The 24,317-nt window shown below is 47.4% G+C and carries 24 protein-coding genes; all 24 read left to right on the top strand.

What is annotated here, in order from left to right; genetic code table 11:
- Window positions 1-10 precede the first annotated feature (10 nt).
- The 24 genes from MED92_RS08210 (at window position 11) to MED92_RS08095 (ending at window position 24,295) form a co-directional block, all read left to right on the top strand.
- Window positions 11-1,840 (top strand): putative nucleotidyltransferase substrate binding domain-containing protein, encoded by a 1,830-nt coding sequence (locus MED92_RS08210; RefSeq protein ID WP_007021065.1) that lies wholly within the window; start codon window positions 11-13, stop codon window positions 1,838-1,840.
- A 5-nt stretch (window positions 1,841-1,845) separates the two neighbouring features.
- Entirely contained in the window at window positions 1,846-2,475 is a 630-nt protein-coding gene (locus tag MED92_RS08205) for a 3'-5' exonuclease (RefSeq protein ID WP_007021064.1), read from the top strand.
- Between the two features lie 173 nt (window positions 2,476-2,648).
- Entirely contained in the window at window positions 2,649-3,002 is a 354-nt protein-coding gene (fliE, locus tag MED92_RS08200) for a flagellar hook-basal body complex protein FliE (RefSeq protein WP_007021063.1), read from the top strand.
- Window positions 3,003-3,062: 60 nt separating this feature from the next.
- Window positions 3,063-4,691, top strand: a complete 1,629-nt coding sequence (gene fliF, locus MED92_RS08195; RefSeq protein ID WP_050764180.1) for a flagellar basal-body MS-ring/collar protein FliF — start codon at window positions 3,063-3,065, stop codon at window positions 4,689-4,691.
- Window positions 4,684-5,697, top strand: coding sequence for a flagellar motor switch protein FliG (fliG, locus tag MED92_RS08190; RefSeq protein ID WP_007021061.1), 1,014 nt, complete (start codon window positions 4,684-4,686; stop codon window positions 5,695-5,697). Before fliF ends, fliG begins: the two co-directional genes overlap by 8 nt.
- A 12-nt stretch (window positions 5,698-5,709) precedes the next feature.
- Window positions 5,710-6,471 (top strand): FliH/SctL family protein, encoded by a 762-nt coding sequence (locus MED92_RS08185; protein WP_007021060.1) that lies wholly within the window; start codon window positions 5,710-5,712, stop codon window positions 6,469-6,471.
- On the top strand, window positions 6,464-7,855 hold the full coding sequence (gene fliI / locus MED92_RS08180) for a flagellar protein export ATPase FliI (RefSeq protein WP_007021059.1): 1,392 nt from the start codon (window positions 6,464-6,466) through the stop codon (window positions 7,853-7,855). Before MED92_RS08185 ends, fliI begins: the two co-directional genes overlap by 8 nt.
- A complete protein-coding gene (gene fliJ, locus MED92_RS08175) occupies window positions 7,852-8,295 on the top strand; it encodes a flagellar export protein FliJ (RefSeq protein ID WP_007021058.1) in 444 nt (147 codons plus the stop codon). Before fliI ends, fliJ begins: the two co-directional genes overlap by 4 nt.
- A 53-nt stretch (window positions 8,296-8,348) precedes the next feature.
- Window positions 8,349-10,130: a flagellar hook-length control protein FliK gene (locus tag MED92_RS18495; protein ID WP_007021057.1), complete on the top strand. Its 1,782-nt coding sequence runs from the start codon at window positions 8,349-8,351 to the stop codon at window positions 10,128-10,130.
- 130 nt (window positions 10,131-10,260) lie between these two features.
- Window positions 10,261-10,782, top strand: coding sequence for a flagellar basal body-associated FliL family protein (locus MED92_RS08165; RefSeq protein ID WP_007021056.1), 522 nt, complete (start codon window positions 10,261-10,263; stop codon window positions 10,780-10,782).
- 32 nt (window positions 10,783-10,814) lie between these two features.
- Window positions 10,815-11,792: a flagellar motor switch protein FliM gene (gene fliM, locus MED92_RS08160; RefSeq protein WP_007021055.1), complete on the top strand. Its 978-nt coding sequence runs from the start codon at window positions 10,815-10,817 to the stop codon at window positions 11,790-11,792.
- A 27-nt stretch (window positions 11,793-11,819) separates the two neighbouring features.
- Complete coding sequence (gene fliN / locus MED92_RS08155) at window positions 11,820-12,254, top strand: flagellar motor switch protein FliN (RefSeq protein WP_007021054.1); 435 nt, start codon at window positions 11,820-11,822, stop codon at window positions 12,252-12,254.
- Window positions 12,255-12,379: 125 nt separating this feature from the next.
- On the top strand, window positions 12,380-12,700 hold the full coding sequence (gene fliO, locus MED92_RS08150; protein ID WP_162010862.1) for a flagellar biosynthetic protein FliO: 321 nt from the start codon (window positions 12,380-12,382) through the stop codon (window positions 12,698-12,700).
- Window positions 12,701-12,725: 25 nt separating this feature from the next.
- Window positions 12,726-13,442, top strand: a complete 717-nt coding sequence (gene fliP / locus MED92_RS08145) for a flagellar type III secretion system pore protein FliP (RefSeq protein WP_040662425.1) — start codon at window positions 12,726-12,728, stop codon at window positions 13,440-13,442.
- An 18-nt stretch (window positions 13,443-13,460) separates the two neighbouring features.
- Window positions 13,461-13,730: a flagellar biosynthesis protein FliQ gene (gene fliQ, locus MED92_RS08140; protein ID WP_007021051.1), complete on the top strand. Its 270-nt coding sequence runs from the start codon at window positions 13,461-13,463 to the stop codon at window positions 13,728-13,730.
- 4 nt (window positions 13,731-13,734) lie between these two features.
- Window positions 13,735-14,505 (top strand): flagellar biosynthetic protein FliR, encoded by a 771-nt coding sequence (gene fliR, locus MED92_RS08135; RefSeq protein WP_007021050.1) that lies wholly within the window; start codon window positions 13,735-13,737, stop codon window positions 14,503-14,505.
- Between the two features lie 9 nt (window positions 14,506-14,514).
- Window positions 14,515-15,654, top strand: coding sequence for a flagellar biosynthesis protein FlhB (flhB, locus tag MED92_RS08130; RefSeq protein WP_007021049.1), 1,140 nt, complete (start codon window positions 14,515-14,517; stop codon window positions 15,652-15,654).
- 131 nt (window positions 15,655-15,785) lie between these two features.
- Complete coding sequence (gene flhA, locus MED92_RS08125; protein WP_040661675.1) at window positions 15,786-17,894, top strand: flagellar biosynthesis protein FlhA; 2,109 nt, start codon at window positions 15,786-15,788, stop codon at window positions 17,892-17,894.
- 41 nt (window positions 17,895-17,935) lie between these two features.
- Window positions 17,936-19,360, top strand: coding sequence for a flagellar biosynthesis GTPase FlhF (gene flhF, locus MED92_RS08120; RefSeq protein WP_007021047.1), 1,425 nt, complete (start codon window positions 17,936-17,938; stop codon window positions 19,358-19,360).
- 15 nt (window positions 19,361-19,375) lie between these two features.
- Window positions 19,376-20,203: a MinD/ParA family protein gene (locus tag MED92_RS08115; RefSeq protein ID WP_007021046.1), complete on the top strand. Its 828-nt coding sequence runs from the start codon at window positions 19,376-19,378 to the stop codon at window positions 20,201-20,203.
- Between the two features lie 12 nt (window positions 20,204-20,215).
- Entirely contained in the window at window positions 20,216-20,926 is a 711-nt protein-coding gene (locus MED92_RS08110; RefSeq protein ID WP_007021045.1) for an RNA polymerase sigma factor FliA, read from the top strand.
- 93 nt (window positions 20,927-21,019) lie between these two features.
- Window positions 21,020-21,391, top strand: a complete 372-nt coding sequence (cheY, locus tag MED92_RS08105) for a chemotaxis response regulator CheY (protein WP_007021044.1) — start codon at window positions 21,020-21,022, stop codon at window positions 21,389-21,391.
- 18 nt (window positions 21,392-21,409) lie between these two features.
- The gene (locus MED92_RS08100; RefSeq protein ID WP_007021043.1) at window positions 21,410-22,204 is read left to right on the top strand and encodes a protein phosphatase CheZ; all 795 of its coding nucleotides are present in this window, start codon (window positions 21,410-21,412) and stop codon (window positions 22,202-22,204) included.
- A gap of 12 nt (window positions 22,205-22,216) precedes the next feature.
- Window positions 22,217-24,295: a chemotaxis protein CheA gene (locus MED92_RS08095; protein ID WP_007021042.1), complete on the top strand. Its 2,079-nt coding sequence runs from the start codon at window positions 22,217-22,219 to the stop codon at window positions 24,293-24,295.
- Window positions 24,296-24,317 lie beyond the last annotated feature (22 nt).

Genomic DNA, 24,317 nt, shown 5'->3' with positions numbered 1-24,317 from the left:
GATGTTGGAAATGCCTGATTCTTTCAAAATGACGAACTTGCCTTTTAGTTTGCTGGATGAAAACGAGCAAAATTTGCTTCGTTCAAATCTGGATATCGTTTACTACCAGAAAGGCGAATACATTATGACGGCGGGTGAAGAGCCTGAAGGTGTGTTTGTTATTCTGAAAGGAAGGGTAGGAGAGTCTGAAGTGGCTGAGGATGACAGCGATGCTGCGAAGCACGTTTTCGTTCATTACACTAATGAAGACTATTTTGGTGGTTGGTCCGCGATACGCGGCAAGGCGATCCACAATTTTATCGCAGAAGAAGAGACGATCTGTCATGTGTTGCCTACAAAAACACTGTTGGATCTGATGGCAACAAACAGTCTGTTTGCAGATTATTTCCAGCAAAACTTGTCTGCCAAAACTGAAATTGTTCAGCAGCATGGTAAAGACCAGGATATGGCCGAGTTCATGCTGGCAAAAGTGTCTGATGGTCTGGTACGCGAGCCTTTGGTGATACTGGAAGGCACTTCTATTCGCGAAGCAACCATGCTGATGCGTGAAAAAAAGGCGGATTGCCTATTAGTAAAACGCGGCAATCGCTACGGTATGGTGACAGGTACCGATCTTCTCGATGCCGTGGTTGTTAATGAATTGCCAATGACAACTGACCTGGCGGAAATAGCTAGCTACAGGCTGATTACAGTAAAGCCGGATGATTACCTCTTCAATGCACTGATCATCATGACACAACAGCACATCGAGCGTGTTGTGGTCATGAAAGATAATGAGATGGGCGGGATCGTTGAGCTCACAGATGTATTGAGTTATTTCTCCAGTCATTCCCATGTTATTGGTTTAAGAATTGAACGTGCTCAAACGGTAGAAGATCTTAAAGAGGCCGCTAAAGGGCTGGATGATCTTATCAAGGCATTGGTTTCTCATGGGGTGAAAACCCGCTTCGCTATGGATCTTCTGGCCGCTATGAATGGCCGTATTATCGCAAAACTCTTCAATATTATTATTCCTGCAGATATGCAGCCGCATGTGTGTCTGTTGGTGATGGGATCTGAAGGACGCGGTGAGCAGATCATGAAAACCGATCAGGATAATGCGATTATTCATAGGGATGGTTTGGTCTGGCCGGAGATGCAGAATACTCTGAATAAGTTTAGTGAGACTTTGATCGAATTTGGCTTCCCGCCTTGTCCGGGTAATATTATGGTCTCCAATCCAGCATGGGTTAAGTCACTGGGTGACTGGACTAAAATGCTGAGTGAGTGGGCTGATCGTTGTGATGGTGATTCCCAGATGAATCTGGCAATCGCAGTGGATGCTAAGCCTGTTGCTGGTAATCCAGCAATATTCAAAGCCAGCAGAAACTGGTTTATGCGTCATCTTCGTAACAATGATGTGTTCTTCTCTCACTTCGCAAAAGCATCGTTAGAATTTGATACTCCGCTGACATTCTTTGGTAATTTGAAAGATAAAGGGCAGTTGGATATCAAGAAAGGCGGTATTTTCCCAATTGTGCACGGGATCAGAACGCTGGCTTTGGAATACAGAGTAAAGGCAACCAATACCTTTGAGCGAATAGAAGCCCTGACTGAAATGGGACAGCTCAAAGAGAAGCATGGCAGAGAGATAACAGAAGCGTTGAGTCTGTTTATCAGTTTGCGATTAAGACAACAAATCAAGCGGATAGAATGCAGCGATACAGGTCATGATCAAACACCAAATATAATTGATCTGCAATCGCTGGATAAGCTGGAGCGTGATTTGCTCCGAGATGCATTACATATCGTAAAAGGATTTAAGAAGCATCTGGAGTTAAGGTATCACCTCGGAGGGTAAGTTGAATGATCATACCCAGAGCGGTAAGAAGAATAAAAGAAAAGTACGACCATAAGGCTGGTCCGTATGCGAGCTTATTTGAGAAGTATGATGGCGATGAAGTTGTTTCACTGGATTGTGAAACAACCAGTCTTGATGTTAAACAAGGCGAAATTGTCTCCATCGGTGCAGTAAAAATTAAAGGCAGGAAAGTCCTTAGTAGTGATCGCTTAGATATTAAGCTCAAGCCGCCTAAGTCCTTAACGGGTGATTCGATTAAGATTCACAAAATCCGTGAAAGTGATCTTGCCGGCGGGATTGATATCGAGGATGCACTGGAGCAGGTGCTGGAGTTTGTCGGGAATCGTCCCATCCTGGGTTACTACGTTAACTACGACATCAGAATGCTGGATAAGTTTATTCGGCCGCAGTTTGGCTTTGGTTTGCCAAATAAGGCGATCGAACTATCGCATGTCTACCACGACATCATTAAATGGAAGTCGGTGGGCGGCAATGTTGATCTTCGTTTTGATACCATTTCAAAGCAACTTGATATTCCTATGCTCGAAAGGCATACGGCTATTGGTGATGCGCTGACTGTTGCTTTGATGTATGTGCGTCTGAAATATGGCGATCCACCGGATGCGCATTATTAATCGGTCAATCGTCAAAACAATAACGGGCTTCTGGCCCGTTTTTTGCTTTTTAACTATATAAAGACAAAAAGGGCAGTATAAAAAGACAGAAAAATGTCGCTTTGCTATCATTTAGGTATTGATGCATCGACCTGTCTGTTTATAATGTCAATAAATTGCCGTTTGGTGTGGATATGGTTGATAGAGCTGACATTAATAGTGTTCTGATGCAGATGAGAGAGCTAAAGTCTCAAGTGCAGAGCGCTTCATCTGAAATGATGCCGGTAAACCCTACGGACATCGGTGCTGTTAAGCCTTCAGATCGTACTGGATTCGGTGAAATCCTTAAGAATGCCGTTGATGGCGTTAGCGAGACTCAGGCAGATGCCAAAAAAATGGCAGTTGCATATGAGAAAGGCGATCCATCAGTTGATCTTCCTCAAGTGATGATCGCAGCAGAAAAGGCCTCTGTGTCTTTTCAGGCGATGACCCAGGTTCGTAACCGGCTCGTTACCGCTTACGAAGATGTAATGAAGATGCCAATCTAATAAATAGAATAATAGGAAAAGTTCGTGGCTGATAACGCTGATGCTCTGACTGGTAATCCAATGCTTGGCTTCAATAAGCTAAGTATTGTGAGACAGATTGGCCTAATGGTAGGTCTTGCGGCAAGTGTCGCGATTGGCTTTGCAGTAGTATTGTGGTCACAAAAGCCCGAGCAGCGAGTTCTGTTTAGTAACCTGACTTTTTCCGATGCGAACCAGATTATTGAACAACTGCGCCTTTATAATGTTCCTTACACGTTCGATGCTGATGGTCGGGCGATTTTGGTGCCTGATGAGCATGTTCATCAAGCGCGTTTAAAGCTGGCTGCTGAAGGGTTTACTTCAGATAAGACCGTAGGTTTTGAAATTCTTGATCGTGAGCAAAGCCTGGGTACTAGTCAGTTTATGGAAACGACAAAGTATCGTCGTGGTTTGGAGGGGGAGCTTGCCAGAACGATCTCCAGTATGACCTCTGTTAGGAATGCGCGTGTCCACCTGGCTATTCCAAAAGATACCGTATTTATTCGTGATACCCGTAAGCCAACGGCATCGGTTTTTCTTGAGCTGTTTTCTGGTCGAAAGCTTGAGCGAGATCAGGTGGCTTCCATCGCCAACCTTGTCGCTTCCAGTATTCCTGCCTTAGATGTCAAAGATGTCACGGTTGTAGATCAGCGCGGGCGTTTGCTGAATATGCGTGATAAAGATGTGGATGTTGTCCTCGCCGCGAAGCAGCTGGAATACACGCGAAGTATTGAAGATACTTTGTTAAATCGTGTTAACAGTATCCTTCAGCCTGTTGTTGGTATGGGGCGCTTCCGTGCTGAGGTTTCCGCTGATGTAGATTTTACTTCCGTAGAGCAAACAGACGAACTTTATAATCCCGACCTTCCGGCGCTTCGTAGTGAACAAACGATGGATGAGTCGCGTGTCGGTAATGGCGCACCAGTAGGCATTCCAGGTGCACTTTCAAACCAGCCGCCTGGGCAAAGCAGTGTGCCAGAACAGGCTTCGGGCGAAGGTGTAATAGCAGGTAACGGTCAGCCTGGTTCTAGCCGTAAGCAGGCAACACGTAATTTTGAGCTTGATCGTACTATCAGCTACACCAAACATCAGCAAGGCCGAGTGCGCCGTTTAACAGTAGCGGTAGTAGTGGATGATCTGGCGAGCGTAAATGCTGAAACAGGTGAAACCTCGCGTACGCCTTGGGATCAGAATGAGCTGGAGCGACTGAGAATTCTGGTTCAGGATGCGGTAGGTTTCTCTACGCTGCGTGGCGATAGCGTTAATGTGGTAAATACACCGTTCGCGGCTGAAGAGCCTATTGTTACCGAAGAGATTCCGCTCTGGAAGCAGGAGTGGGTTATGGATGTCATGAAGCAGGTGATGGCCGCGATATTTGTATTGGTTCTCGTCTTCGGTATCCTTCGTCCAATTTTGCGTAACCTGGCTGCGGCGGGCACAGCGGGTAATGTTGCTGGCCTTGGTGCTGCAGGTGAGGTCTCTGCTGAACTTGAGGGTTTGGAAGGTGGAGATTTCTCAGCGGATTCTGTGACATTCGGTAGTGATGACGGTCTGTTACCTACGCCTAATGAAAGTTTTGATTATCAGCTAAACGCGATTCGTAGTATGGTTGCGGAAGATCCTGCGCGGGTGGCGCAGGCTGTGAAGCAATGGGTAGGTGACGATGAGTGATGAAGCAAATCAGGGTGAGTTCAGCGAAATTGATAAAGCTGCGATTCTACTGATTAGCTTAGGTGAAGCTGACGCGGCTGAAATCCTCAAGCATATGGGGCCAAAAGAGGTCCAGATGATTGGCGAAGCAATGGCGCAGCTAAACAACATACCTCAGTCTCGTGTTGAGAGTGTTGTTGGTGACTTTATGGGGCTGGTGAGTGATCAGACCGGTATCGGTATCAATAACGACATCTATATTCGTTCTATGCTGAATCAGGCGTTGGGCGAAGAGAAAGCCAAAACCTTACTTGACCGCATTTTGATGAGTACTAATACGTCCGGCTTGGATACGCTGCGCTGGATGGAGCCTCGTCAGATTGCGGAAATTATTCGCTACGAGCACCCTCAGATTCAGGCAGTTGTTGTCGCTTATCTGGAACCAGATGTGGCTGCTGGTGTGCTAGGGTATTTCGATGATAAGCAGCGCCTGGATATTTTGATGAGGGTTGCGGCCCTGGATCGTATTCAACCTCAGGCGTTGCAAGAGCTTAATGACATCCTGGAGCGTCAATTTGCTGGCGCTGGTGGTGCAAGTACTGCTACCTTGGGTGGTATCAAGAATGCTGCCGATATAATGAACTTTATCGACTCGAATATAGAGGCCGAGTTGATGGAAGGCATTAAAGAAAGCGATGAAAACCTCGCAAGTACCATCTCCGACCTGATGTTTGTCTTTGATAATCTTAGAGATGTTGAGGATATGGGTATTCAGGCTATTCTCCGTGAAGTTTCTACAGATGTTCTGGTTATCGCATTGAAAGGTGCTGATGTAGATCTGCAGGAAAAAATATTCCGCAACATGTCTAAACGAGCTGCCGAGCTGCTAAGGGATGACCTGGAAGCGAAAGGCCCAGTTCGTGTCTCTGAAGTTGAAGAGGCTCAGAAAGAGATTCTATCTGTTGCACGTCGACTCGCGGATGATGGTGAAATCATCCTGGGTGGCGGTGGCGAAGAGATGCTGTAAGCATGAAACGCTATGTCTGATAACAAAGAATTTAAGCCAATCAGGGCCGCTGATGCGGTTGATCTTGTTAGTTGGGATCTGCCGCAGATGAGTGGTCCTGTGTCTGTGGGGCTTCAACAAAAAGCCGGATCTGAAGTTACGGTTGTCGAAGAGGTCTTAGCGGCGGAGAAAATTACTGTTGCTGAACTTGAAGAAATTCGTGAAAACGCACGAATCGAAGGTTTGGCAGCGGGGCTTGAAGAAGGGCGGCTGAAAGGTATTGAAGAAGGGCGTCAGCAAGGTCAGCAAGAGGGCTATGATGCCGGTTATGCTGAGGGTCTCGCGAAGAGTGATGACGACCTCAAACGTGCTCAGAGTCTCCTGGGGCAGTTGGTTCTTGAGTTTGAGAATCCTCTCAATACTAGTGCTAGCATGCTTGAAGCTTGTTTGCTTGAGCTTGTGGTATCGATGTCAGAGTCAGTTGTTCAGGCCGAGTTGACCGAACGCAAAGGATTGTTGCTTGATTCTATACGTGATTCTTTGCGGATGATTCCCGAGCCTTTGGGGCGGGTTATCATTAAAGTTCATCCAGATGACCGTGCTTATCTTGAGCCGCTCCTGCAAGTGCCAGGGGTAGCGGCTGAGCTTATCCCCGATCCACAGGTTCAGGTAGGCGGTTACCTTCTTGAAGCTGAAAACACCATTGTGAAACATGAGGTGGAAGAGCGCTTTGCAGAAGCGGTAGCGCAGTTAAAAGCGAACATGCTAACGCAAGCGGACCAAGGTGATGAGTAAGCTTTTTGAGCGCCTTTCCCGGCATCGCTCGATCGCTTTCGCAAGTGTTAAACCGCAGGTTATAGGCCGAATTACCCGAATGATTGGCCTGACCATTGAGGCGGTGGGCATTAAATGTGCGGTCGGTGAGTGTTGTAGTATCGTTTTGTCTCCTGAGCAGCATATTGAAGCTGAAGTTGTTGGTTTCTCCGGTGATCGTATCTATTTGATGCCGCTCTATCCTATTGAGGGATTGCAAGCCGGCACCCCTGTAATAGCCAGAGCAGATACGGGAATGGTACCGGTTGGGATGAACCTTCTGGGGCGTGTTTTAAATGGGGTGGGTAAGCCCATTGATGGCAAAGGCCCGCTAAGACCTGAAGCTGAAACTGGCTTAGCAGGTGAGATTATAAACCCGCTTCTGCGTGCACCTATCAACCAAACCCTTGATGTAGGTATTCGTACAATCAATTCATTACTAACGGTTGGGCGCGGTCAGCGTATGGGGTTGTTTGCTGGTAGTGGCGTGGGTAAGTCGGTGTTACTCGGCATGATGACCCGTTTTACTGAGGCTGAGATTATTGTTGTTGGCCTGATTGGTGAGAGGGGGCGAGAGGTTAAGGAGTTTATCGAACATAGTCTTGGTGAAGAAGGCCTCAAGCGATCTGTCGTGGTGGCATCCCCTGCGGATGATTCACCATTAATGCGTCTTCGTGCTTCTCAATTATCTACACGTATTGCTGAGTACTTTCGCGATCAGGGAAAGAATGTTCTTTTGTTGATGGATTCACTGACGCGCTATGCTCAGGCTCAGCGTGAAATAGCTTTGGCGGTAGGTGAGCCTCCTGCAACCAAAGGTTACCCACCTTCAGTATTTGCCAAAATTCCAAAGCTTGTTGAACGCGCCGGTAATGCGCAGGAAGGGGGTGGGGCGATTACCGCCTTCTACACCGTACTTACGGAAGGTGATGATCAGCAAGACCCGGTTGCGGATTCAGCCAGGGCAATACTTGATGGTCATGTTGTATTAGCTAGGAGGCTGGCTGAACAAGGCCATTATCCTGCTATTGATGTGGAGGCTTCTATTAGCCGAGCGATGCCCCAAATCATCGAACCCGATCACCTGAAGATGGCGATGCGCTTTAAGCAGCTATACTCTAAATATCGGCAGAATGAAGATCTCATCAACGTAGGGGCTTATGTCAAAGGAAGTGATCCGGATACTGATTTCGTCATTGAAAACCTACCCTCGATGAATGCTTTCCTTCGCCAGGATATTGGTGAGCCGGTGCCATTGCAGCTGTCTATGCAGCAAATGGTGATGATTTTGAGTACGCCGCCGCCACAGCCGGCTGCTGCTCAGGGCCAGGTTCATCGGCCTGTGACTAATGGTCTTCAGAAATGAATAAGCGTTCTAAGCGATTACAACTTGTACTTGAGCTTGCTGAGAGGAAGAAGCAACAGGCTGATCAGTTTTTGGCAGCTAGCCGTCAGCGGGTTGAGCAGGACAAAAGGACAATGGAGCAGTTAGATCAATACATGTCCGAGTATCAACAAAATTACCTTGGCGTTAATGCCGAAGGCTTAAGTGGTGCTCAGTTACATGCGCAGCAAGCGTTTCTGCAAAAGATTCAGGATGCGAAGACAACTCAGCAGCAGGCTATGGAGCAAAACAGGCGAGAGCTCGCTGTTGTTGAGCAGCATTGGAAGGAAGCCTACGCAAAAGTTAAAGGTGTTGAAAAGCTGAAAGATAAAGCGATCAATGCTGAAAACATGGCTGAAGAGAAAGCCTTGCAGCAGCAGCTGGATGAGCGAGCGCAAACTATTCGGACGCCTTTTATATAAGTTGGCCCTTATTTTGCTAATTCTTGTTCAGGCATGAATAACAGGAGCCTGAAATGAGTGAGCAAATTCTATCCTCCGCGGCTGGCGGAGTGTTATCACTAAATCTATCGGTAATGCCGCAGGGCGGGGCTTCAGGCCAGTCCGGCGGGGTGCCTCTATTCACCGGCTTCAGCTCAATGCTGAATCAGCAGTCGTCAAGTCAGCATGTCAGCGCTGAGTTTGATAGCGGCGTCGTCTTGCCGTCAGAGGGCGTTACATTGCCGCAGGGGGCTTTGCCAGAAGGGCAATCCACTGAGTCTGAACAAGAGTTTATGCGTCAACAGATGATGCAGGTCGCTTTAATGCTAGAGCAGCAGCGGGTTTCGGGTTCAGAAATTCCTCCTGAATTAGGTGCTGAGTTAGCTCGAGCGCTTAAAGAGTATGCAGGCCAGCAGCCGGTTTTACCTGATGAAGTTGGTGATCAGGCAGCGTCTCAAAAGGTTGTGGAGTCAGGGCACGAAGTTGCCTCTCAGGATCCGTTGTTGAATACAAAGGCCAGCAATACCGCGGATGACGCGTTGCTAAATGCTGATTCTGTACGTAATCAGTCAGCAGTGCCGTTAGCTACTCAGTCTGTACCCGTTGACACTGGCGTGGCAGCAGCTGAAACAGCCAGGCAGACATTGGTTTCTACCGAGCAGGCTAATCAACAGCCTGTTCTAGCTAGCGATGGTAAAACGGCAGGCGTTGCGGGTAGTGAGGCAGTCGGTGCAGATCCCAAAATAAATCCTGCTGTGGTTGCTGAAAAACCACCGGCAGCTGCCCAAGGAATACCAGAAACTTCTACCGAGCAGTTGAAAGCGGATGCGGCTCAAAAAACACCGATGAGTGAGCAAGCCGCAAAATCGGAAGCGGTGGGTCGATCTGCTGAGGTAGTGACTCCGGCCCGCGATCCTGCAACTGTAGCTTCCTCTCAGGCAATTCAGAATGCTAATGAACGTGTTGCGGTAAACAGTAGTACTGCACCTTCAAATTCTGCATTGGATGAAGCTAATGCCAATCAGCAGCCTCAGAACCGTCAGCAGGCGGGTGATGTCGCAGTGGTGAAAACTACTGTAGATCAACAGTCGGCCGCAGCTAAGGCTGAAGCTGCAAAAATGAATGAGGCGCAGGGCTCACCTCAGGTTAAACCTGAACCGCTGCCAATTAATAAGCCAGAAGGACAGGGCGTTCAAAAGTTTGAAAGTGCTTTGGATATGACGCAGCAGCTTTTACAAAAGGTATCTGCGGGCGAGAAGATCGATAATAGCGCGACTCAGCTTGTGGAAAAAATTGCTAATAGCAGTTCGCTTCAACCGAGCACAACTCAATCGTTGGTAATGCCAACGAATGCGCAAAAAGTGGCGACGGAATCACAAAACCTGATGATGCCTCAGCAGGTAAAGATTAATACGCCGGCCTGGAATAATGCTCTGGGTGAGAGAGCTGTGATGATTGCGGCGCAGAATACACGTGTTGCAGAGATTCAGCTGGATCCACCAGAGTTGGGCTCATTGCATGTCAGAGTGAATGTTAATCAGGATCAGGTAAGTTTGAGCTTTACCTCTCCGCATGCGCATGTCAGGGATGCGGTGGAACAAAGCTTACCGCGACTTCGTGAGATGTTTGCAGAGCAGGGATTAGCGCTTCAGGATTCGTCGGTATCCGATCATTCTTCCGATCAGCAAAGGCGGGAACAGTTGGCTGACGGCTCAGGCAATGGAGGGCAGTATGGAACTGCTGGAGGAGTCGACGGTGAAGCTGAAGTTTCGGAGCAAGCTAAGCGATCTGTTTCTTTAGTCGATTATTACGCCTAATTAGACAGATACTGAAAGGAAAAGCTGAAGAATTCATCATTCAGTATCTTCAGCCTTAAAATCAGTGTGTTATATTAGACCGATAAGTCATAAGTGGTTTTATATAGCTTGCTAGTGTTGGGGTATTTTGATGGCTGAAGAAGCACAAGAAGCAGCAGAAGGCGGGGAAAAAAAGTCTTCAAAGCTGAAACTAATTATCATTGCAGTGGTTGCGCTGATCATTGTTGGCGGTGGCGGCGCAGCAGCGGCGTTGTTTTTCCTGGGAGGGGATTCTGCTCCAGCTGAAGAGGCTGCACCAGCTGAGCCCGTAAGAGCTGATGCTATTTACACCAAAGTGCGTACGATGGGCGGAAAGCCTATGTTCGTGGTGACCTTGCAGTCAAAAGATAAGCGTCCTCACTATATGCAGCTCTATGTAGAGGCTAAAAGTCGTGATCAGGCCGTTGCGGATGCGCTGACTTTGCACATGCCGTTGATCGTATCACGGTTGAATAACTTGTTTAGTACCCAGGACTTCAGGACTCTGCAGTCTCTTGAGGGTAAGCAGGCGCTACGAGAACAGTCCACAGATCTGGTGCGTGAAATTATGCAAGAGAAGATAGGTAAGCCAGGTGTGGAAGCTATCCTGTTTACCAACATGGTTATGCAATGATCAAGAATTGCTGCTGCGGAGAACCAGTGTAAATGTCAGTTAAAGATCTGCTGTCACAGGATGAGATCGATGCGCTACTTCATGGTGTAGATGATGGCGATGTTGAGACTTCCGAAGAGGCAGAGATTGATGAAGGCGATGTCAGGACGTATGACCTGGCAAGTCACGAGCGTATTGTTCGTGGGCGAATGCCGACACTGGAGATGGTCAATGAGCGTTTTGCCCGTTACACACGAATAAGCTTGTTCAATCTGTTACGCCGTGCAGCGGATGTGACGGTCGGCGGTGTTCAGGTGATGAAGTATGGAGATTATATTCATACCCTGTACGTTCCTACCAGTATGAACCTTATCCGTGTGAATCCATTGCGTGGTACCGCACTGTTTATTATGGATGCCAAGCTGGTATTTAAACTTGTGGATAACTTCTTTGGTGGTGATGGGCGCCATGCAAAAATTGAGGGTCGCGAGTTTACGCCTACAGAGACCCGCCTAATCCATAAAGCCCTTGAGCAGTTCTTCCTTGATCTTGAAGAAGCCTGGAATCCGGTTAAAGAGTTATCCTTTGATCACCTTGGTCATGAAATGAACCCCGCGATGGCAAATGTCATCAATCCTACAGAAGTAGTTGTAGTCAGCACTTTTCAGGTTGACCTTGAAGGTGGCTCAGGTGAGTTTCATGTGGCGATGCCTTATTCGATGCTAGAGCCAATTAGGGATCTGCTGGTATCAGGCTTCCAGAGTGGTGAAGATGAGAAAGACGAACGCTGGCAGGTAGCACTGCAGCGTGACATTCTTATGGCTGGGTTGCCACTAGAAATGACTCTGGCGCAACAGGAAATGACATTGCGCGATGTCGTGGATCTTCAGGCCGGTGATATTATTCCCATTGAATTGCCAGAAACCTTTGAGCTTAAAGCGAATAAAGTTCCTGTATATAACTGCACCATGGGTGTCTCTCGTGGTAATCTCGCAGTTAAAGTTGTAAATCAGATTGAACGGCCCAAGTAAGTATTTGGATTTTAGAGAGTTTAGTGCATGAGTGATGAAACTGAAGACCAACAAGCGCTAGCCGATGAATGGGCTGCAGCAATGGAAGAACAGGGTGATACCGAAGAATCGGTAGATCCCGATGAGCTTCTTGCTGCGACTGGCGTCACGGGAGATTCGGTCGAACTTGATGAGTTACAGGATGAAGGAACCCCTGTCTCAGATCCTAAGCTCGATGTCATTCTTGATATCCCTGTCACGCTTTCCATGGAAGTAGGTCAAACTGACATCCCTATTAGTAATCTGCTTCAACTGAATCAAGGTTCGGTTATCGAGCTTGATCGTGTAGCGGGTGAGCCGCTGGATGTGATGGTTAATGGTACGTTGATCGCGCATGGTGAAGTAGTGGTCGTAAATGATCGGTACGGTATCCGCCTGACTGATGTTATTAGTCCTCAAGAACGTATTAAGCGGCTTAAATAAACCGCATGCGTTTTCTGGGTACGCTCCTCGCTATATTGGTATCTTTCTCTGCGGTGGCTAGTGAATCTGTAGTCACCTCTTCCTCTGCGCGACCTTCTTTTCAAGAGCCTTTTAGCACAGAGGCAGTGAGCCAGCTTATCTTAGGCTTACTCCTGGTGATGGCCGTTATTTTTGCTTTCTTTTGGTTGCTTAAGCGGTTTTCAGGCTTTGCGCCGATTACTCATAATATGAAAGTGATAGGGGTATTGCCTCTCACTGCCAGGGAAAAAGCGGTGCTGGTGAAAGTGGGTGATACACAAATGCTGCTAGGGGTCGCTCCTGGGCGTGTTTCGCATCTGCATACCTTTGATGAGCCAGTAGTAGAGAGTGATGTGAACTCAGTTAGTTTTGCTGAGCGTCTGAGTGAGGTCATGAAGAAAGCCAAGGAGCAAAAGGGTGAAGAGTAACCTTTTACGCTTGTTGCTTCTGGTAATGGCCCTTGCAATGCCCCAATTGGGTTTGGCTGCTGATGTAGGGATTCCGGCAGTAACACTGAATACAGCTGAAGATGGCTCGACAAATTATAGTGTGACGCTGCAAGTGCTCATACTCATGACAATGCTGACATTCCTGCCAGCCATGCTCATGATGATGACCTCTTTTGCACGTATTATTATTGTCTTTGCTATCTTGCGGCAAGCGTTGGGCTTGCAGCAGACGCCTTCCAACCAGATTATGGTGGGGATGGCGATGTTCCTGACGTTGTTCATTATGACGCCGGTGCTGGATCAGATTTATATCCAGGCTGCGCAGCCATATATGAATGAAGAAATGAATGTTCTGGAAGCGCTTCAGGCTGCCAGTATTCCGTTCAGAGAGTTTATGATGCTTCAGGTTCGCGAGAGCGATCTTGAATTGTTTATGCGCATTTCAGGCACTCCGGCAGTAGAAACGCCCGAACAGATCCCTTTTACCGTGCTTGTGCCTGCTTTTGTAACCAGCGAACTTAAGACCGCTTTCCAGATCGGTTTTATGCTCTTTATTCCTTTCTTGATTATTGACCTTGTTGTGGCGAGTGTCCTGATGGCGATGGGTATGATGATGCTCTCTCCAGTGATTATTTCACTACCCTTCAAGATTATGCTATTTGTGTTAGTGGATGGCTGGGCATTAGTGATTGGAACGCTGGCCGCGAGTTTTGGATTGTAGCTAAGCTGAGGAGGCGAAATGACACCTGAGGTGGTTTTAAGTCTGTTTGGTGAGGCGTTTTGGCTCATCGTGGTACTGGTTTCAGTTATTATCGTTCCCAGTTTGATTGTGGGTCTTATTGTTTCAACGTTTCAGGCAGCAACTCAAATCAATGAGCAAACCTTAAGCTTCCTTCCCCGATTATTAGTTACGATTTTGGTGATAATGTGGACGGGCCCCTGGTTGCTGACTAAGTTGACAGAGCATTTCTCTAACTTAGTTAAAAATATTCCTTATCTTATAGGTTAGCCACTTGTTAGAGCTGAGTATTCTTCAGATCGAACAGTGGGTAGCTGCCTTTCTGTGGCCGCTGTTTCGTATTGGTTCTTTTTTCATGGCGGTTCCGCTGCTGGGTAGTCAGTTGGTCAATGCCAGAATCCGTTTGATGTTGGCGCTTGCTGTGACGGCTGTTATTGCGCCCATGTTGCCTGAGATGCCTGCTTTCAATGGCTTGAGTGTTGAGAGTTATCTGATTATTGCGCAGCAGGTTATTGTTGGGGCGATGCTGGGTTTCCTTTTTCAGGTGTTTTACCAGGTGTTTGTTCTTGGTGGGCAGATGATTGCAATGCAGATGGGTCTGGGTTTTGCGTCTATGACCGACCCTGCTAATGGTATTTCAGTTGTTATGTTGGGGCAGTTTTACCTGACCTTGATCATGATGATCTTTGTTGCTTTGAATGGTCATTTGATCATGATAGAAATTGTCGTGCGTAGTTTTGAGGTGCTCCCGGTGAGTCTTCAGGCGATCGATCGGGATAGCTTTATGAAGGTGGCGTTGTCCGGAACCTGGATGTTCTCAGCGGCTATGTTGATGGCGCTCCCTGCGGTTACCGCTTTATTGGTTGTAAACATGGCTTTCGGGATTATGTCTAGAGCCGCGCCTCAGCTGAATATCCTGGCGGTGGGCTTTCCATTTACGATGGTGTTAGGCTTGTTTATCAACTGGGTGAACTTGGGCGGCTTTCTTGATCAATATATGCGTATATCGGTTTTTGTGCTCGACTACATTGAGAATCTCCTATAGGGCTGGCTAATGGCTGAAGATTCTGGTCAGGAAAAAACAGAAGACCCCACCCCCAAGCGAATTCGAGAAGCGCGGGAGAAGGGGGATGTTCCCCGATCAAAAGAACTGGCAACGACGCTGGTTCTAATGGCGGCAGTATTCTCAGTGATTATTTTTAGCTCTCAATTGGCTGAAAGTATGCTGGGGATGATGGAGAGTAATTTTGTTCTCGATCGTCAGTCAGTTTTTGATACCAATAAAATGCTGGCTCATTTTGAGGTTTCTGCTGAAGAGGCCATTATGGGGCTGGCAGGCATTTTTGCGGTTTTAGCCTTGGCTGCTTTGGTTGGGCCCATTGCCTTGGGTGGTTGGAACTTTAGTGGGCAGTCTATTGTACCGAAAGGCAGCCGTATCGATCCCCTAGCAGGGATCAAACGCATGTTCTCATTGAAATCACTTATCGAGCTTTTTAAAGCTATTGCAAAGTTCTCCTTGGTCGGTGGCTTCGCCATTCTGATTCTTTGGACGATTCGTGAAGATATTCTTGCCTTAGCTTCCTATGAAGCGAGGGTGGCCATAGATGAAGCCCTGGATATTATTATCTGGGTGTTTATGGCGTTAAGTGCGGTCTTAATTTTAGTGGCTGTCGTCGATGTGCCTTATCAGCTCTATGACTATACGCAGAAAATGCGTATGACCATGCAGGAAGTTAAGGATGAGTTGAAGAACACAGAGGGTAAGCCTGAAGTAAAAGGACGTATCAGGCAGTTACAGCGCGAGATAGCTCAGCGTCAGATGATGCAGGCGGTCCCCGAAGCTGATGTCGTTATTACCAACCCGACCCACTATTCTGTAGCATTAAAATATGATGGCGAAAACCGTGGTGCTCCCGTTTTGTTGGCAAAGGGTGCTGACTTTGTCGCCTTAAAAATCAGGGAAATTGCTAAAGAGCACGATATCCCAATCCTCTCCGCGCCACCTTTAGCCAGGGCTATTTATAATTCTACTGAGATTGATGACGAAATTCCGTCAGGTCTCTATATGGCCGTTGCTCAGGTGCTGGCCTATGTATTCCAGCTTAAGCGTTATAAAGAGCGCGAAGCGGAGAGACCGACCGAGCTCAATGTTAATAAGCTACCTATCCCGGATGAGTTCAAAGACGACCTATAACTGGCTTGAAAATTGCTTTTTCAAAGGCTGGTATAGCTATTTGTCAAAAAAATAACGTATTATTGACACCTTTGTTTGGATTTTTGGCAATCTAAATAGCTAAGTGTTGTTTTTTTGACGTCGGTGTTTAAGTGGATAGAGCAGTCATACTGGATAATGTACGCAGTATAGGTAAGGGTAACCTCGGTGTGCCTCTACTGCTGCTTGTTATTCTGGCGATGGTGACGCTGCCGGTTCCTCCGTTCCTTCTTGACGTCTTTTTTACCTTCAATATCGCCCTGTCTATCGTTGTCCTGCTGGTCTGTGTTTATTCGGAAAGACCGCTGGATTTCGCTATTTTCCCAACCATTATTCTGGTTGCCACCTTGATGAGGTTGGCGCTCAATGTGGCGTCTACTCGAGTTGTTCTGCTTTACGGCCATGAGGGTGGAGATGCCGCAGGTAAAGTCATCGAAGCGTTCGGTGAGGTTGTTGTTGGCGGTAACTACGTTGTAGGTTTTGTTGTCTTCCTGATTCTTATCATTATCAACTTCGTTGTAGTGACCAAAGGTGCCGGACGTATCTCTGAGGTAAGTGCACGATTTACCCTGGATGCAATGCCGGGTAAGCAAATGGCGATCGACGCTGACCTCAATGCTGGATTGATCGGTCAGGAAGAAGCAAAACAACGCCGAGAAGATGTGACTCAGGAAGCCGACTTCTACGGTTCCATGGACGGTGCTTCGAAATTCGTTCGTGGTGATGCTGTCGCGGGTATTCTGATTCTGGTTATTAACCTGTTGGGTGGGTTAGCCATCGGCATGTTGCAGCACGACCTGGATTTTGAAACCGCGATGCGGTTTTACTCCTTGTTAACTATCGGTGATGGCCTGGTTGCCCAAGTACCTTCATTGCTACTTTCAACGGCTGCCGCAATCATGGTTACGCGACAGAATGTTTCCCATGACATGGGTAAGCAAGTCGTTAGTCAGATGTTTGCTTCGCCTAAAGCATTGGCTGTTGCCTGCGGTGTGATGACTGTAATGGGGATCATCCCGGGTATGCCGCATTTTGCATTTCTCTCACTGGCGGCTCTTGCGGGTGGCGGCGCTTGGTGGATCCTCAAGTTGCAGCAGAAAAAAGTACAGGCTGAAGTAGAGCAAGCTCAGCAGGAAGCTGAAATGCCTCAGGAAGAAGAGTCTGAGAAGCGTGAGCTGGACTGGGATGATGTGATGCCGGTGGATATGGTAGGCCTTGAAGTTGGCTATCGGCTGATTCCGATGGTGGATAAAATGCAAGGTGGGCAGTTGTTGAGCCGGATCAAGGGGGTGCGTAAAAAGCTCTCTCAGGATTTGGGTTTTCTTGTACCTTCGGTCCACATTCGCGATAACCTGGATCTATTGCCGGGTGCCTATCGAATTACCTTAATGGGTGTGATTGTCGGTGAGTCCGAAGTCTACCCTGATAGGGAGTTAGCGATTAATCCGGGGCAGGTTTTCGGTAAGCTGCAGGGTGTTGAAGTAAAAGATCCTGCTTTTGGCTTAGAGGCGGTTTGGATTGAGCAGTCGCAGAAAGAGCAGGCTCAGTCTCTTGGTTATACGGTAGTTGATGCTTCGACGGTTGTTGCAACGCATATGAACCAGCTATTGCAGACTCATGCCCATGAATTGCTCGGTCATGAAGAGGTTCAGCAGTTGTTGGATATGCTGACCAAAACCTCTCCAAAATTGGTTGATGAGCTGGTTCCTGCTAAGTTGTCGTTTAGCATTCTGTTGAAGGTTTTGCAGAACCTGCTGATGGAGCAGGTGCCTTTGAAAGATTTTCGCACGATTGCTGAGTCGTTGGCGGATGCAGTTAATCGAACTCAGGATCCGCTTGCGTTAACGGCGGCTGTGCGTGTTTCGCTATCGCGTTTGATTGTGCAGAACATCAACGGTGCAGAGTCTGAACTGCCCGTTATCACGTTGGCTCCACAGTTAGAGCAGTTGTTGCTAAATTCAGTGCAACAAGGTCAGGAGAATGGCCTGGTGCTGGAGCCTGGTATGGCAGAGCGTCTGCAAAGTTCATTGTCTGAGGCTGCTACGCAGCAAGAGATGATGGGTCGTCCTTCTGTGCTGCTGGTCGCAGCGCCGGTGCGGCCTTTAATGGCTAAATTTGTTAGATATGGTGAGCATCAAATCAATGTGCTCTCCTATCAGGAAATTCCTGAAAATAAAAAGGTCACGATTGTGGCAACGGTTGGGGGTGAGGAAGTTGCGTAATTTGCTTCAGGCTCCGCCTGTGTGGCCGATAAGGAATTGATATGAAAGTAAAACGCTTTTTTGCTCCAGATATGCGTCAGGCTATGCGCAGGGTCCGAGATGAAATTGGACCGGAAGCGGTTATTGTTTCAAATCACCGAGTTGCCGGTGGTGTTGAGGTGGTGGCTGCGCATGAGGATGACTATGAGGCTGCACAGCGAGAATTTTCCAAGAAGCAGAAAAAGGTTGCTTCCCGTCAGGAGCAGATCGATGTTCTAACTGGTGGGAGGTCAGAAGCCCTTAATAGTGAGCTTCAAAAAGCGCGTTTGCAGATTGCCGAAGCACAGCAGCAGTCTACGGTGGCTCGTGATCCCGTCGGAACAGTTAACAAGCAAATGGAACCGGAAACCGATGAAGAGCTGCGTTCCATTCTTACTTCTCTCAAGCAAAGGCAGAAGCAGAAGGCTAATCAGGCGCATAAAAATTACATGCAGGGAAACGCACTTGATGATGCGTCACTAGGTATTGATCTGCAGGATGAGCTGTCTGCTACTGAGCCCCAGGTAGGGGCTGGTAATCAGTTGATTCAGTCTATGCAGGATGAAATAGCGCAGTTGAAACAGTTGCTAAATCAGCAAGTGCTATCTCAAGTGGCCACCCCCGAAGTTGTAAAAACACCTCTGCAGAAAAAATTTGAGCTGCTCGGCGTAAGTGAAAGGCTAGCCACACACCTTTTGACAGGGATTGAAAATAACCTTGCGCCAGATAAGGCCTGGAAAAACGCGCTAGGTCGATTGTCTGATGCCATTCCCGTGCAGGGTGAAGATTATATAGAGCGAGGTGGCATGCTTGCCTTTGTCGGTCCTACGGGAGTGGGTAAGACAACGACTATCGGTAAGCTGGCAGCCAGGCATGTTCTTAAATACGGGAGCTCCAGCTTGGCGCTTGTGACTACGGACACATACCGTATAGCAGCTCATGAGCAGTTACGGACTTTTGGTCGGATTTTAGATGTGCCAGTTAGGGTTGTTGATGAAAATAATAGCCTTGATGAAGTGCTGCATTCACTTAGGAATAAGCGATTAGTACTTATTGATACTGCAGGTTTGAATGCTCAGGAACCCCATAGTGAATCACAGCTAGAAATGTTGGCTTCAGTTACGCTGCGGTTGAAAAAATTGCTGGTGGTTTCCTGTAGTAGTCAGCGTCGTGTGGTGGAGCAGGCCTATAATGCTTACCAGTCTCTGGGCTTGAATGGCTGTGTGCTAAGTAAGATGGATGAGTCCGGGAGTCTGGGAGAAGCCATTTCGCTTATTGTGGAAAAGCGCCTGCCGGTAACTTATGTCACTGACGGGCAAAGAATTCCTGATGACATCAATGTTGCTCAGAAGAAAGATCTTGTTAGTCGGGCGGTGGTAACAGCGCAGCGAGGTCTGGAAGCGGAAAGGCAAGCAGCAGCGCTCAATTCAATTTATAAAACGGGTTAATGGCGGACGATTAAAATGACTCAACATAAACCCGTAAAGGTAATCGCGGTAACTGGCGGTAAAGGCGGAGTGGGTAAAACCAACGTTTCTGTCAATCTGGGGCTTGCACTGGGTGATCTGGGGCAGCGCTCCATCTTGATGGATGCCGATCTGGGTCTGGCAAATGTGGATGTTATGCTCGGTCTTAGGCCTTCTAAGACGGTCGCGGATGTGCTGAATGGCGACTGTGGCTTAAAAGACATCATGCTGGATGTTACCGAAAACATGAAAATTGTGCCTGCCTCTTCTGGTACTCAGGAGATGACCTCGCTTTCTACGCATGAGCATGCGGAACTTATTCATGCCTTTAATGAAGTGGCTGATGATATCGATGTGTTGATTATTGATACAGCCGCAGGTATCTCCGAATCTGTGGTAAGTTTTGTAAGAGCCGCTCAGGAAGTTTTGGTAGTTGTTTGTGATGAACCTACCTCGATTACTGATGCTTATGCTTTAATTAAACTGTTAAATAGGGATTATAAGATGACGCGTTTCCGTGTGCTCGCAAATATGGTGCGAAGCGAGCAGGAAGGGCGGAATATGTTTGGTAAATTATTGACTGTGACTGACCGCTTTCTTGATGTCACACTTCAATATGTAGGATCAATCCCTTATGATGAAAATGTTCGCAAGGCTGTGCAACGTCAAGTTCCTGTTTTAAAAGCGTTTCCAAAAAGCAAAGTCTCCTTGGCATATCGTCAATTAGCGAATAAAGTAAATGGGTGGCCAGTGTTGAATGTGCCGCGTGGTCATTTAGAGTTTTTTGTTGAGCGGCTCGTTCAGGGAGTTCGCCCATCAGGTTAAGTTAGAGGCGGTATGTATAACCAGCTGCAATTACAGACCAGTGAAGAGTTGATAGAGCAATATGCTCCGCTGGTTAAACGTATTGCTCACCATTTATTGGCTCGGTTGCCGTCTACTGTATTGCTGGATGATCTTATTCAGGCTGGAATGATTGGGCTATTGGAGGCCGCCAGCAAATACGATGCCTCTAAAGGGGCAAGTTTTGAAACATATGCAGGGATCCGCATTCGTGGCTCCATCATTGATGAGGTAAGACGAGGAGATTGGACTCCTCGATCTGTACACCGTAACAGTCGACGTGTTACTGAGGCCATACAGCAGATAGAAGCTCGCACAGGACGAGATGCGAGTGACTCGGAAGTTGCTAAAGAATTAGGTATCAGTGTTGATGAATACCATAATCTTTTAAAAGATAGTTTAGATAGCAGACTCTTCAGTTTTGAAGAGATGCTGAACCCTGAGCATGAAGGTCCAGGTGAGTCATTTGCAAATGATGATCCGGGTCCTAATAAACATATTGAGCGCGAAGCATTTTTAAAAGCTTTAAGTGAAGCTATAAATAATTTGCCAGAACGGGAAAAATTAGTGCTTGCGCTCTATTATGATGAAGAGCTAAACCTAAAAGAGATAGGACAGGTTTTAGGGGTAAGTGAGTCTAGGGTGAGTCAAATCCATAGCCAGGCTGCGTTGAGATTACGATCTCGTCTCAGTGAATGGCAATAGAAAATGGTTGACCAGACTCAACGTAATTGCGCTAATTAAGTGTAGACTCAATGAGTTGCGTATTTCTAACGGGAGGCCGTCTTGAATAAAGACATGAAAATTCTTGTAGTGGATGATTTTTCCACAATGAGACGAATTATTAAAAACCTGTTGCGCGATCTGGGTATGACCAATGTTCAGGAAGCTGATGATGGTCAGACCGCTTTGCCAATACTTAAACAGGGTGGGATCGATTTTCTGGTGACTGACTGGAATATGCCAGGCATGACCGGGATCGATCTGTTAAAAGAAGTTCGCTCAGATCCGAATCTGGCGCATATGCCTGTTCTTATGGTAACCGCAGAAGCTAAGAAAGAGCAGATTATTGCAGCAGCCCAGGCTGGTGTTAATGGTTATGTGGTTAAGCCGTTTACTGCGGCTGTGCTTAAAGAAAAGATTGATAAGATCTTTGAACGCTTGGGCTAAAAAAAAGGTCTTTTGGTAATGATTTCAGGAACTGGCAAAGGGTTTGGGCATTTTGAAATGGAGCTTCAGCTAAAGGCTCAGGAATTAGTCTCAGTTTTGAATGAGGGTAATTTGTCTGATGCAATGGATATTATCCAGGAGCTTCACGAATTTCGGCATAAGACCTTCTTTACAGAAGTAGGGCACCTTACGCGTGGATTACATGAAGCGATTAAAGCTTTTTCCAGTGAACTAGGCAGTAGTCTTCAATTAGACGATGAATCTGCCCCTGAAGATGCTGACGCCGCGGACCGATTGAACTATGTTATTGAGGTAACTGAAAAAAACGCCCATGAAACTATGGATCGCGTTGATAAGGCTCTCGGTCTTGTTGATCAGTTGGACTCACAAAGCGAACGCTTTAAGGATCTTCTGCTTTTAGTTGGGCAGTTAGAGAAGGAGCATGATTCGCTTAATGGTGTTTATGACCGTACTTGTGCGGTGAAAGAAGAATCTGAAAAAACGATAGAAACGCTACGGACCGAATTGACTGATATCGTAGTGTCTCAAAGCTATCAGGATATAACTGGGCAGTTAATTCGTCGTGTAATCAATTTGGTTACGAATGTTGAGACCCATCTTATTAGTTTGATGGAGATGGCGGCGAAAGTTGAGAAGTTGTCAGGTATTGAAGTGCAACCGACAACTGAAACAGACCAGGAAAACAAAAAGAATCCTATTCAGGCTGAAGGGCCGCAGGTTAAAAAAGACAGTGCTGATGTTGTCAGCAATCAAGATGAAGTCGATGACTTGCTATCCAGTCTGGGTTTTTAAGAGGAGCGCCGTATGAGTTTGGAAGTGGATCAGGAAATTCTTGAGGATTTTCTTGTTGAGGCAGGAGAGATTCTTGAGCAATTATCTGAGCAGTTAGTTGATCTGGAGCAGCGCCCAGACGACAGTGATCTACTCAACGCTATTTTTCGTGGCTTTCATACCGTAAAAGGGGGCGCGGGCTTCCTGCAGTTGGAGCCAATGGTCGATTGCTGCCATAACGCGGAAAACCTCTTCGATATGCTTCGAAATGGGGAGATTAAAGTTTCCCCTGAGCTAATGGATGTTGTGTTGCAGGCGCTGGACACAGTTAATGTAATGTTCGAACAGGTTCGTAATGGCGAAGAACCGGAAAGTGCCGATCCTCAACTTATACAAGCGCTAGTTGCTTTTACTAAAGGTGGTGGCCCTGTTGCCGAGGCACCTGCTGCTCCTGAGCCTCCTGTTGCAGCTCCTGAACCTGCACCTGTAGCCGCTGCTAATAACGGACCAGATAAAAGCCAGGATGAGTTTGATATGCTCCTGGATGATATTGGCGGAGCAGAACCTGCAGCTGATGAGAAAGCAGATGATGGTCTGATCACTGAAGATGAATTTGAATCTCTTCTGGATGAGCTTCATGGCGAAGGTAAGGGGCCAGGTGCTGAAACCAAAGCGCCTGCGGCTGAACCAGCAAATGCTGGCGGTGAAGACCTTATTACAGAAGATGAATTTGAAGCCTTGCTTGATGAGCTTCAAGCGCAAGGAAAGGGGGCGTTTACCCCATCAAGCGCACCAGCTCCAGCTCCGCAAGCTGCGCCAGCTCCTACTCCGGCTCCTACTCCGGCAGCTGCGCCGAAGCCTGCAGCTCCAGCTCCGGCCGCTCCAGAAACAAAAGAAAGTGCGGCTGCGGCTGCGGTTAAAGCTGCTCATCAGCAAGCCAAACCACAGGCTGAAAGCAATGTAAGGGTCGATACGCGCCTTCTTGATAAAATCATGAACATGGTGGGTGAGCTGGTATTGGTTCGTAACCGTCTGGTTCGTTTGGGTGTAACCCGTGAAGACGAAGAGATGGCTAAAGCTTTGGGTACACTGGACATGGTCACGGCAGACCTGCAGATGTCCGTTATGAAGACCCGAATGCAGCCCGTTAAAAAGGTGTTTGGTCGTTTCCCTCGCTTGATTCGCGACCTATCGCGTAATCTTAAGAAAGAGATCCGCCTGGAGTTGCGTGGTGAAGATACCGACCTGGATAAAAACCTGGTTGAAGCACTTGCCGATCCATTGATTCACTTGGTTCGTAATGCGGTCGATCATGGTATTGAAGCACCGGATGTACGTGAAGCTGCGGGTAAGCCTCGTGAAGGTCATGTATTGCTGTCCGCTGAACAGGAAGGTGATCATATTCTTCTGGTAATTCAGGACGATGGCGCCGGAATGGATGCAGAGAAGCTGCGAAATCTTGCGATTGAAAGAGGAATGATGGATGCAGAAGCAGCCCGTCGTTTGACTGAGCAAGAGTGTTTTAACCTGATCTTTGCCGCAGGTTTCTCAACGAAGAAAGAGATTTCTGACGTCTCCGGTCGAGGCGTGGGTATGGATGTGGTTAAAACCAAAATTACCCAGCTAAACGGCACGCTAAGTATTGATTCTGTTATCGGCCAGGGTTCTCGAATCGCTATTCAGGTTCCATTGACATTGGCGATCATGCCTACCTTGATGGTTATTCTGGAAGATCAGGCGTTTGCACTGCCACTGGTTAACGTTAATGAGATCTTTAATCTGGACCTGACTAAAACGAATGTGGTTGATGGTCAGCAGGTTATTATTGTTCGAGATCAGGCGCTTCCGCTATTCCACCTTAAGCGTTGGCTGATTGATGGTCAGCAAAGCGCTGATCTGCCTGAACAAGGGCACGTAGTTATCGTAACTGTCGGTACTCAGCGTGTTGGCTTTGTTGTTGATCAGTTGGTTGGCCAGGAAGAGGTTGTTATCAAACCTCTCGGAACGATCCTTCACGGTACACCGGGCCTGTCAGGAGCGACAATTACAGGTGATGGCCGTATCGCTTTAATTATCGATATTCCAAACCTGTTAAAACATTACGCTTCATGAGGCGCGTTGCGGAGAGCGTAAT

The organism is Neptuniibacter caesariensis (genome assembly GCF_000153345.1).
Lineage (GTDB): Bacteria > Pseudomonadota > Gammaproteobacteria > Pseudomonadales > Balneatricaceae > Neptuniibacter > Neptuniibacter caesariensis.
This window is presented reverse-complemented; position numbering and strand designations above follow the sequence as displayed.

Excerpts from the sequence above, each read along its gene's own strand:
- MED92_RS08210 (WP_007021065.1), top strand. The coding sequence starts at position 11 with ATGCCTGATTCTTTCAAAATGACGAACTTGCCTTTTAGTTTGCTGGAT.
- MED92_RS08205 (WP_007021064.1), top strand. The coding sequence starts at position 1,846 with ATGATCATACCCAGAGCGGTAAGAAGAATAAAAGAAAAGTACGACCAT.
- fliE (WP_007021063.1), top strand. The coding sequence starts at position 2,649 with ATGGTTGATAGAGCTGACATTAATAGTGTTCTGATGCAGATGAGAGAG.
- fliF (WP_050764180.1), top strand. The coding sequence starts at position 3,063 with ATGCTTGGCTTCAATAAGCTAAGTATTGTGAGACAGATTGGCCTAATG.
- fliG (WP_007021061.1), top strand. The coding sequence starts at position 4,684 with ATGAGTGATGAAGCAAATCAGGGTGAGTTCAGCGAAATTGATAAAGCT.
- MED92_RS08185 (WP_007021060.1), top strand. The coding sequence starts at position 5,710 with ATGTCTGATAACAAAGAATTTAAGCCAATCAGGGCCGCTGATGCGGTT.
- fliI (WP_007021059.1), top strand. The coding sequence starts at position 6,464 with ATGAGTAAGCTTTTTGAGCGCCTTTCCCGGCATCGCTCGATCGCTTTC.
- fliJ (WP_007021058.1), top strand. The coding sequence starts at position 7,852 with ATGAATAAGCGTTCTAAGCGATTACAACTTGTACTTGAGCTTGCTGAG.
- MED92_RS18495 (WP_007021057.1), top strand. The coding sequence starts at position 8,349 with ATGAGTGAGCAAATTCTATCCTCCGCGGCTGGCGGAGTGTTATCACTA.
- MED92_RS08165 (WP_007021056.1), top strand. The coding sequence starts at position 10,261 with ATGGCTGAAGAAGCACAAGAAGCAGCAGAAGGCGGGGAAAAAAAGTCT.
- fliM (WP_007021055.1), top strand. The coding sequence starts at position 10,815 with ATGTCAGTTAAAGATCTGCTGTCACAGGATGAGATCGATGCGCTACTT.
- fliN (WP_007021054.1), top strand. The coding sequence starts at position 11,820 with ATGAGTGATGAAACTGAAGACCAACAAGCGCTAGCCGATGAATGGGCT.
- fliP (WP_040662425.1), top strand. The coding sequence starts at position 12,726 with ATGGCCCTTGCAATGCCCCAATTGGGTTTGGCTGCTGATGTAGGGATT.
- fliQ (WP_007021051.1), top strand. The coding sequence starts at position 13,461 with ATGACACCTGAGGTGGTTTTAAGTCTGTTTGGTGAGGCGTTTTGGCTC.
- flhB (WP_007021049.1), top strand. The coding sequence starts at position 14,515 with ATGGCTGAAGATTCTGGTCAGGAAAAAACAGAAGACCCCACCCCCAAG.
- flhF (WP_007021047.1), top strand. The coding sequence starts at position 17,936 with ATGAAAGTAAAACGCTTTTTTGCTCCAGATATGCGTCAGGCTATGCGC.
- MED92_RS08115 (WP_007021046.1), top strand. The coding sequence starts at position 19,376 with ATGACTCAACATAAACCCGTAAAGGTAATCGCGGTAACTGGCGGTAAA.
- MED92_RS08110 (WP_007021045.1), top strand. The coding sequence starts at position 20,216 with ATGTATAACCAGCTGCAATTACAGACCAGTGAAGAGTTGATAGAGCAA.
- cheY (WP_007021044.1), top strand. The coding sequence starts at position 21,020 with ATGAAAATTCTTGTAGTGGATGATTTTTCCACAATGAGACGAATTATT.
- MED92_RS08100 (WP_007021043.1), top strand. The coding sequence starts at position 21,410 with ATGATTTCAGGAACTGGCAAAGGGTTTGGGCATTTTGAAATGGAGCTT.
- MED92_RS08095 (WP_007021042.1), top strand. The coding sequence starts at position 22,217 with ATGAGTTTGGAAGTGGATCAGGAAATTCTTGAGGATTTTCTTGTTGAG.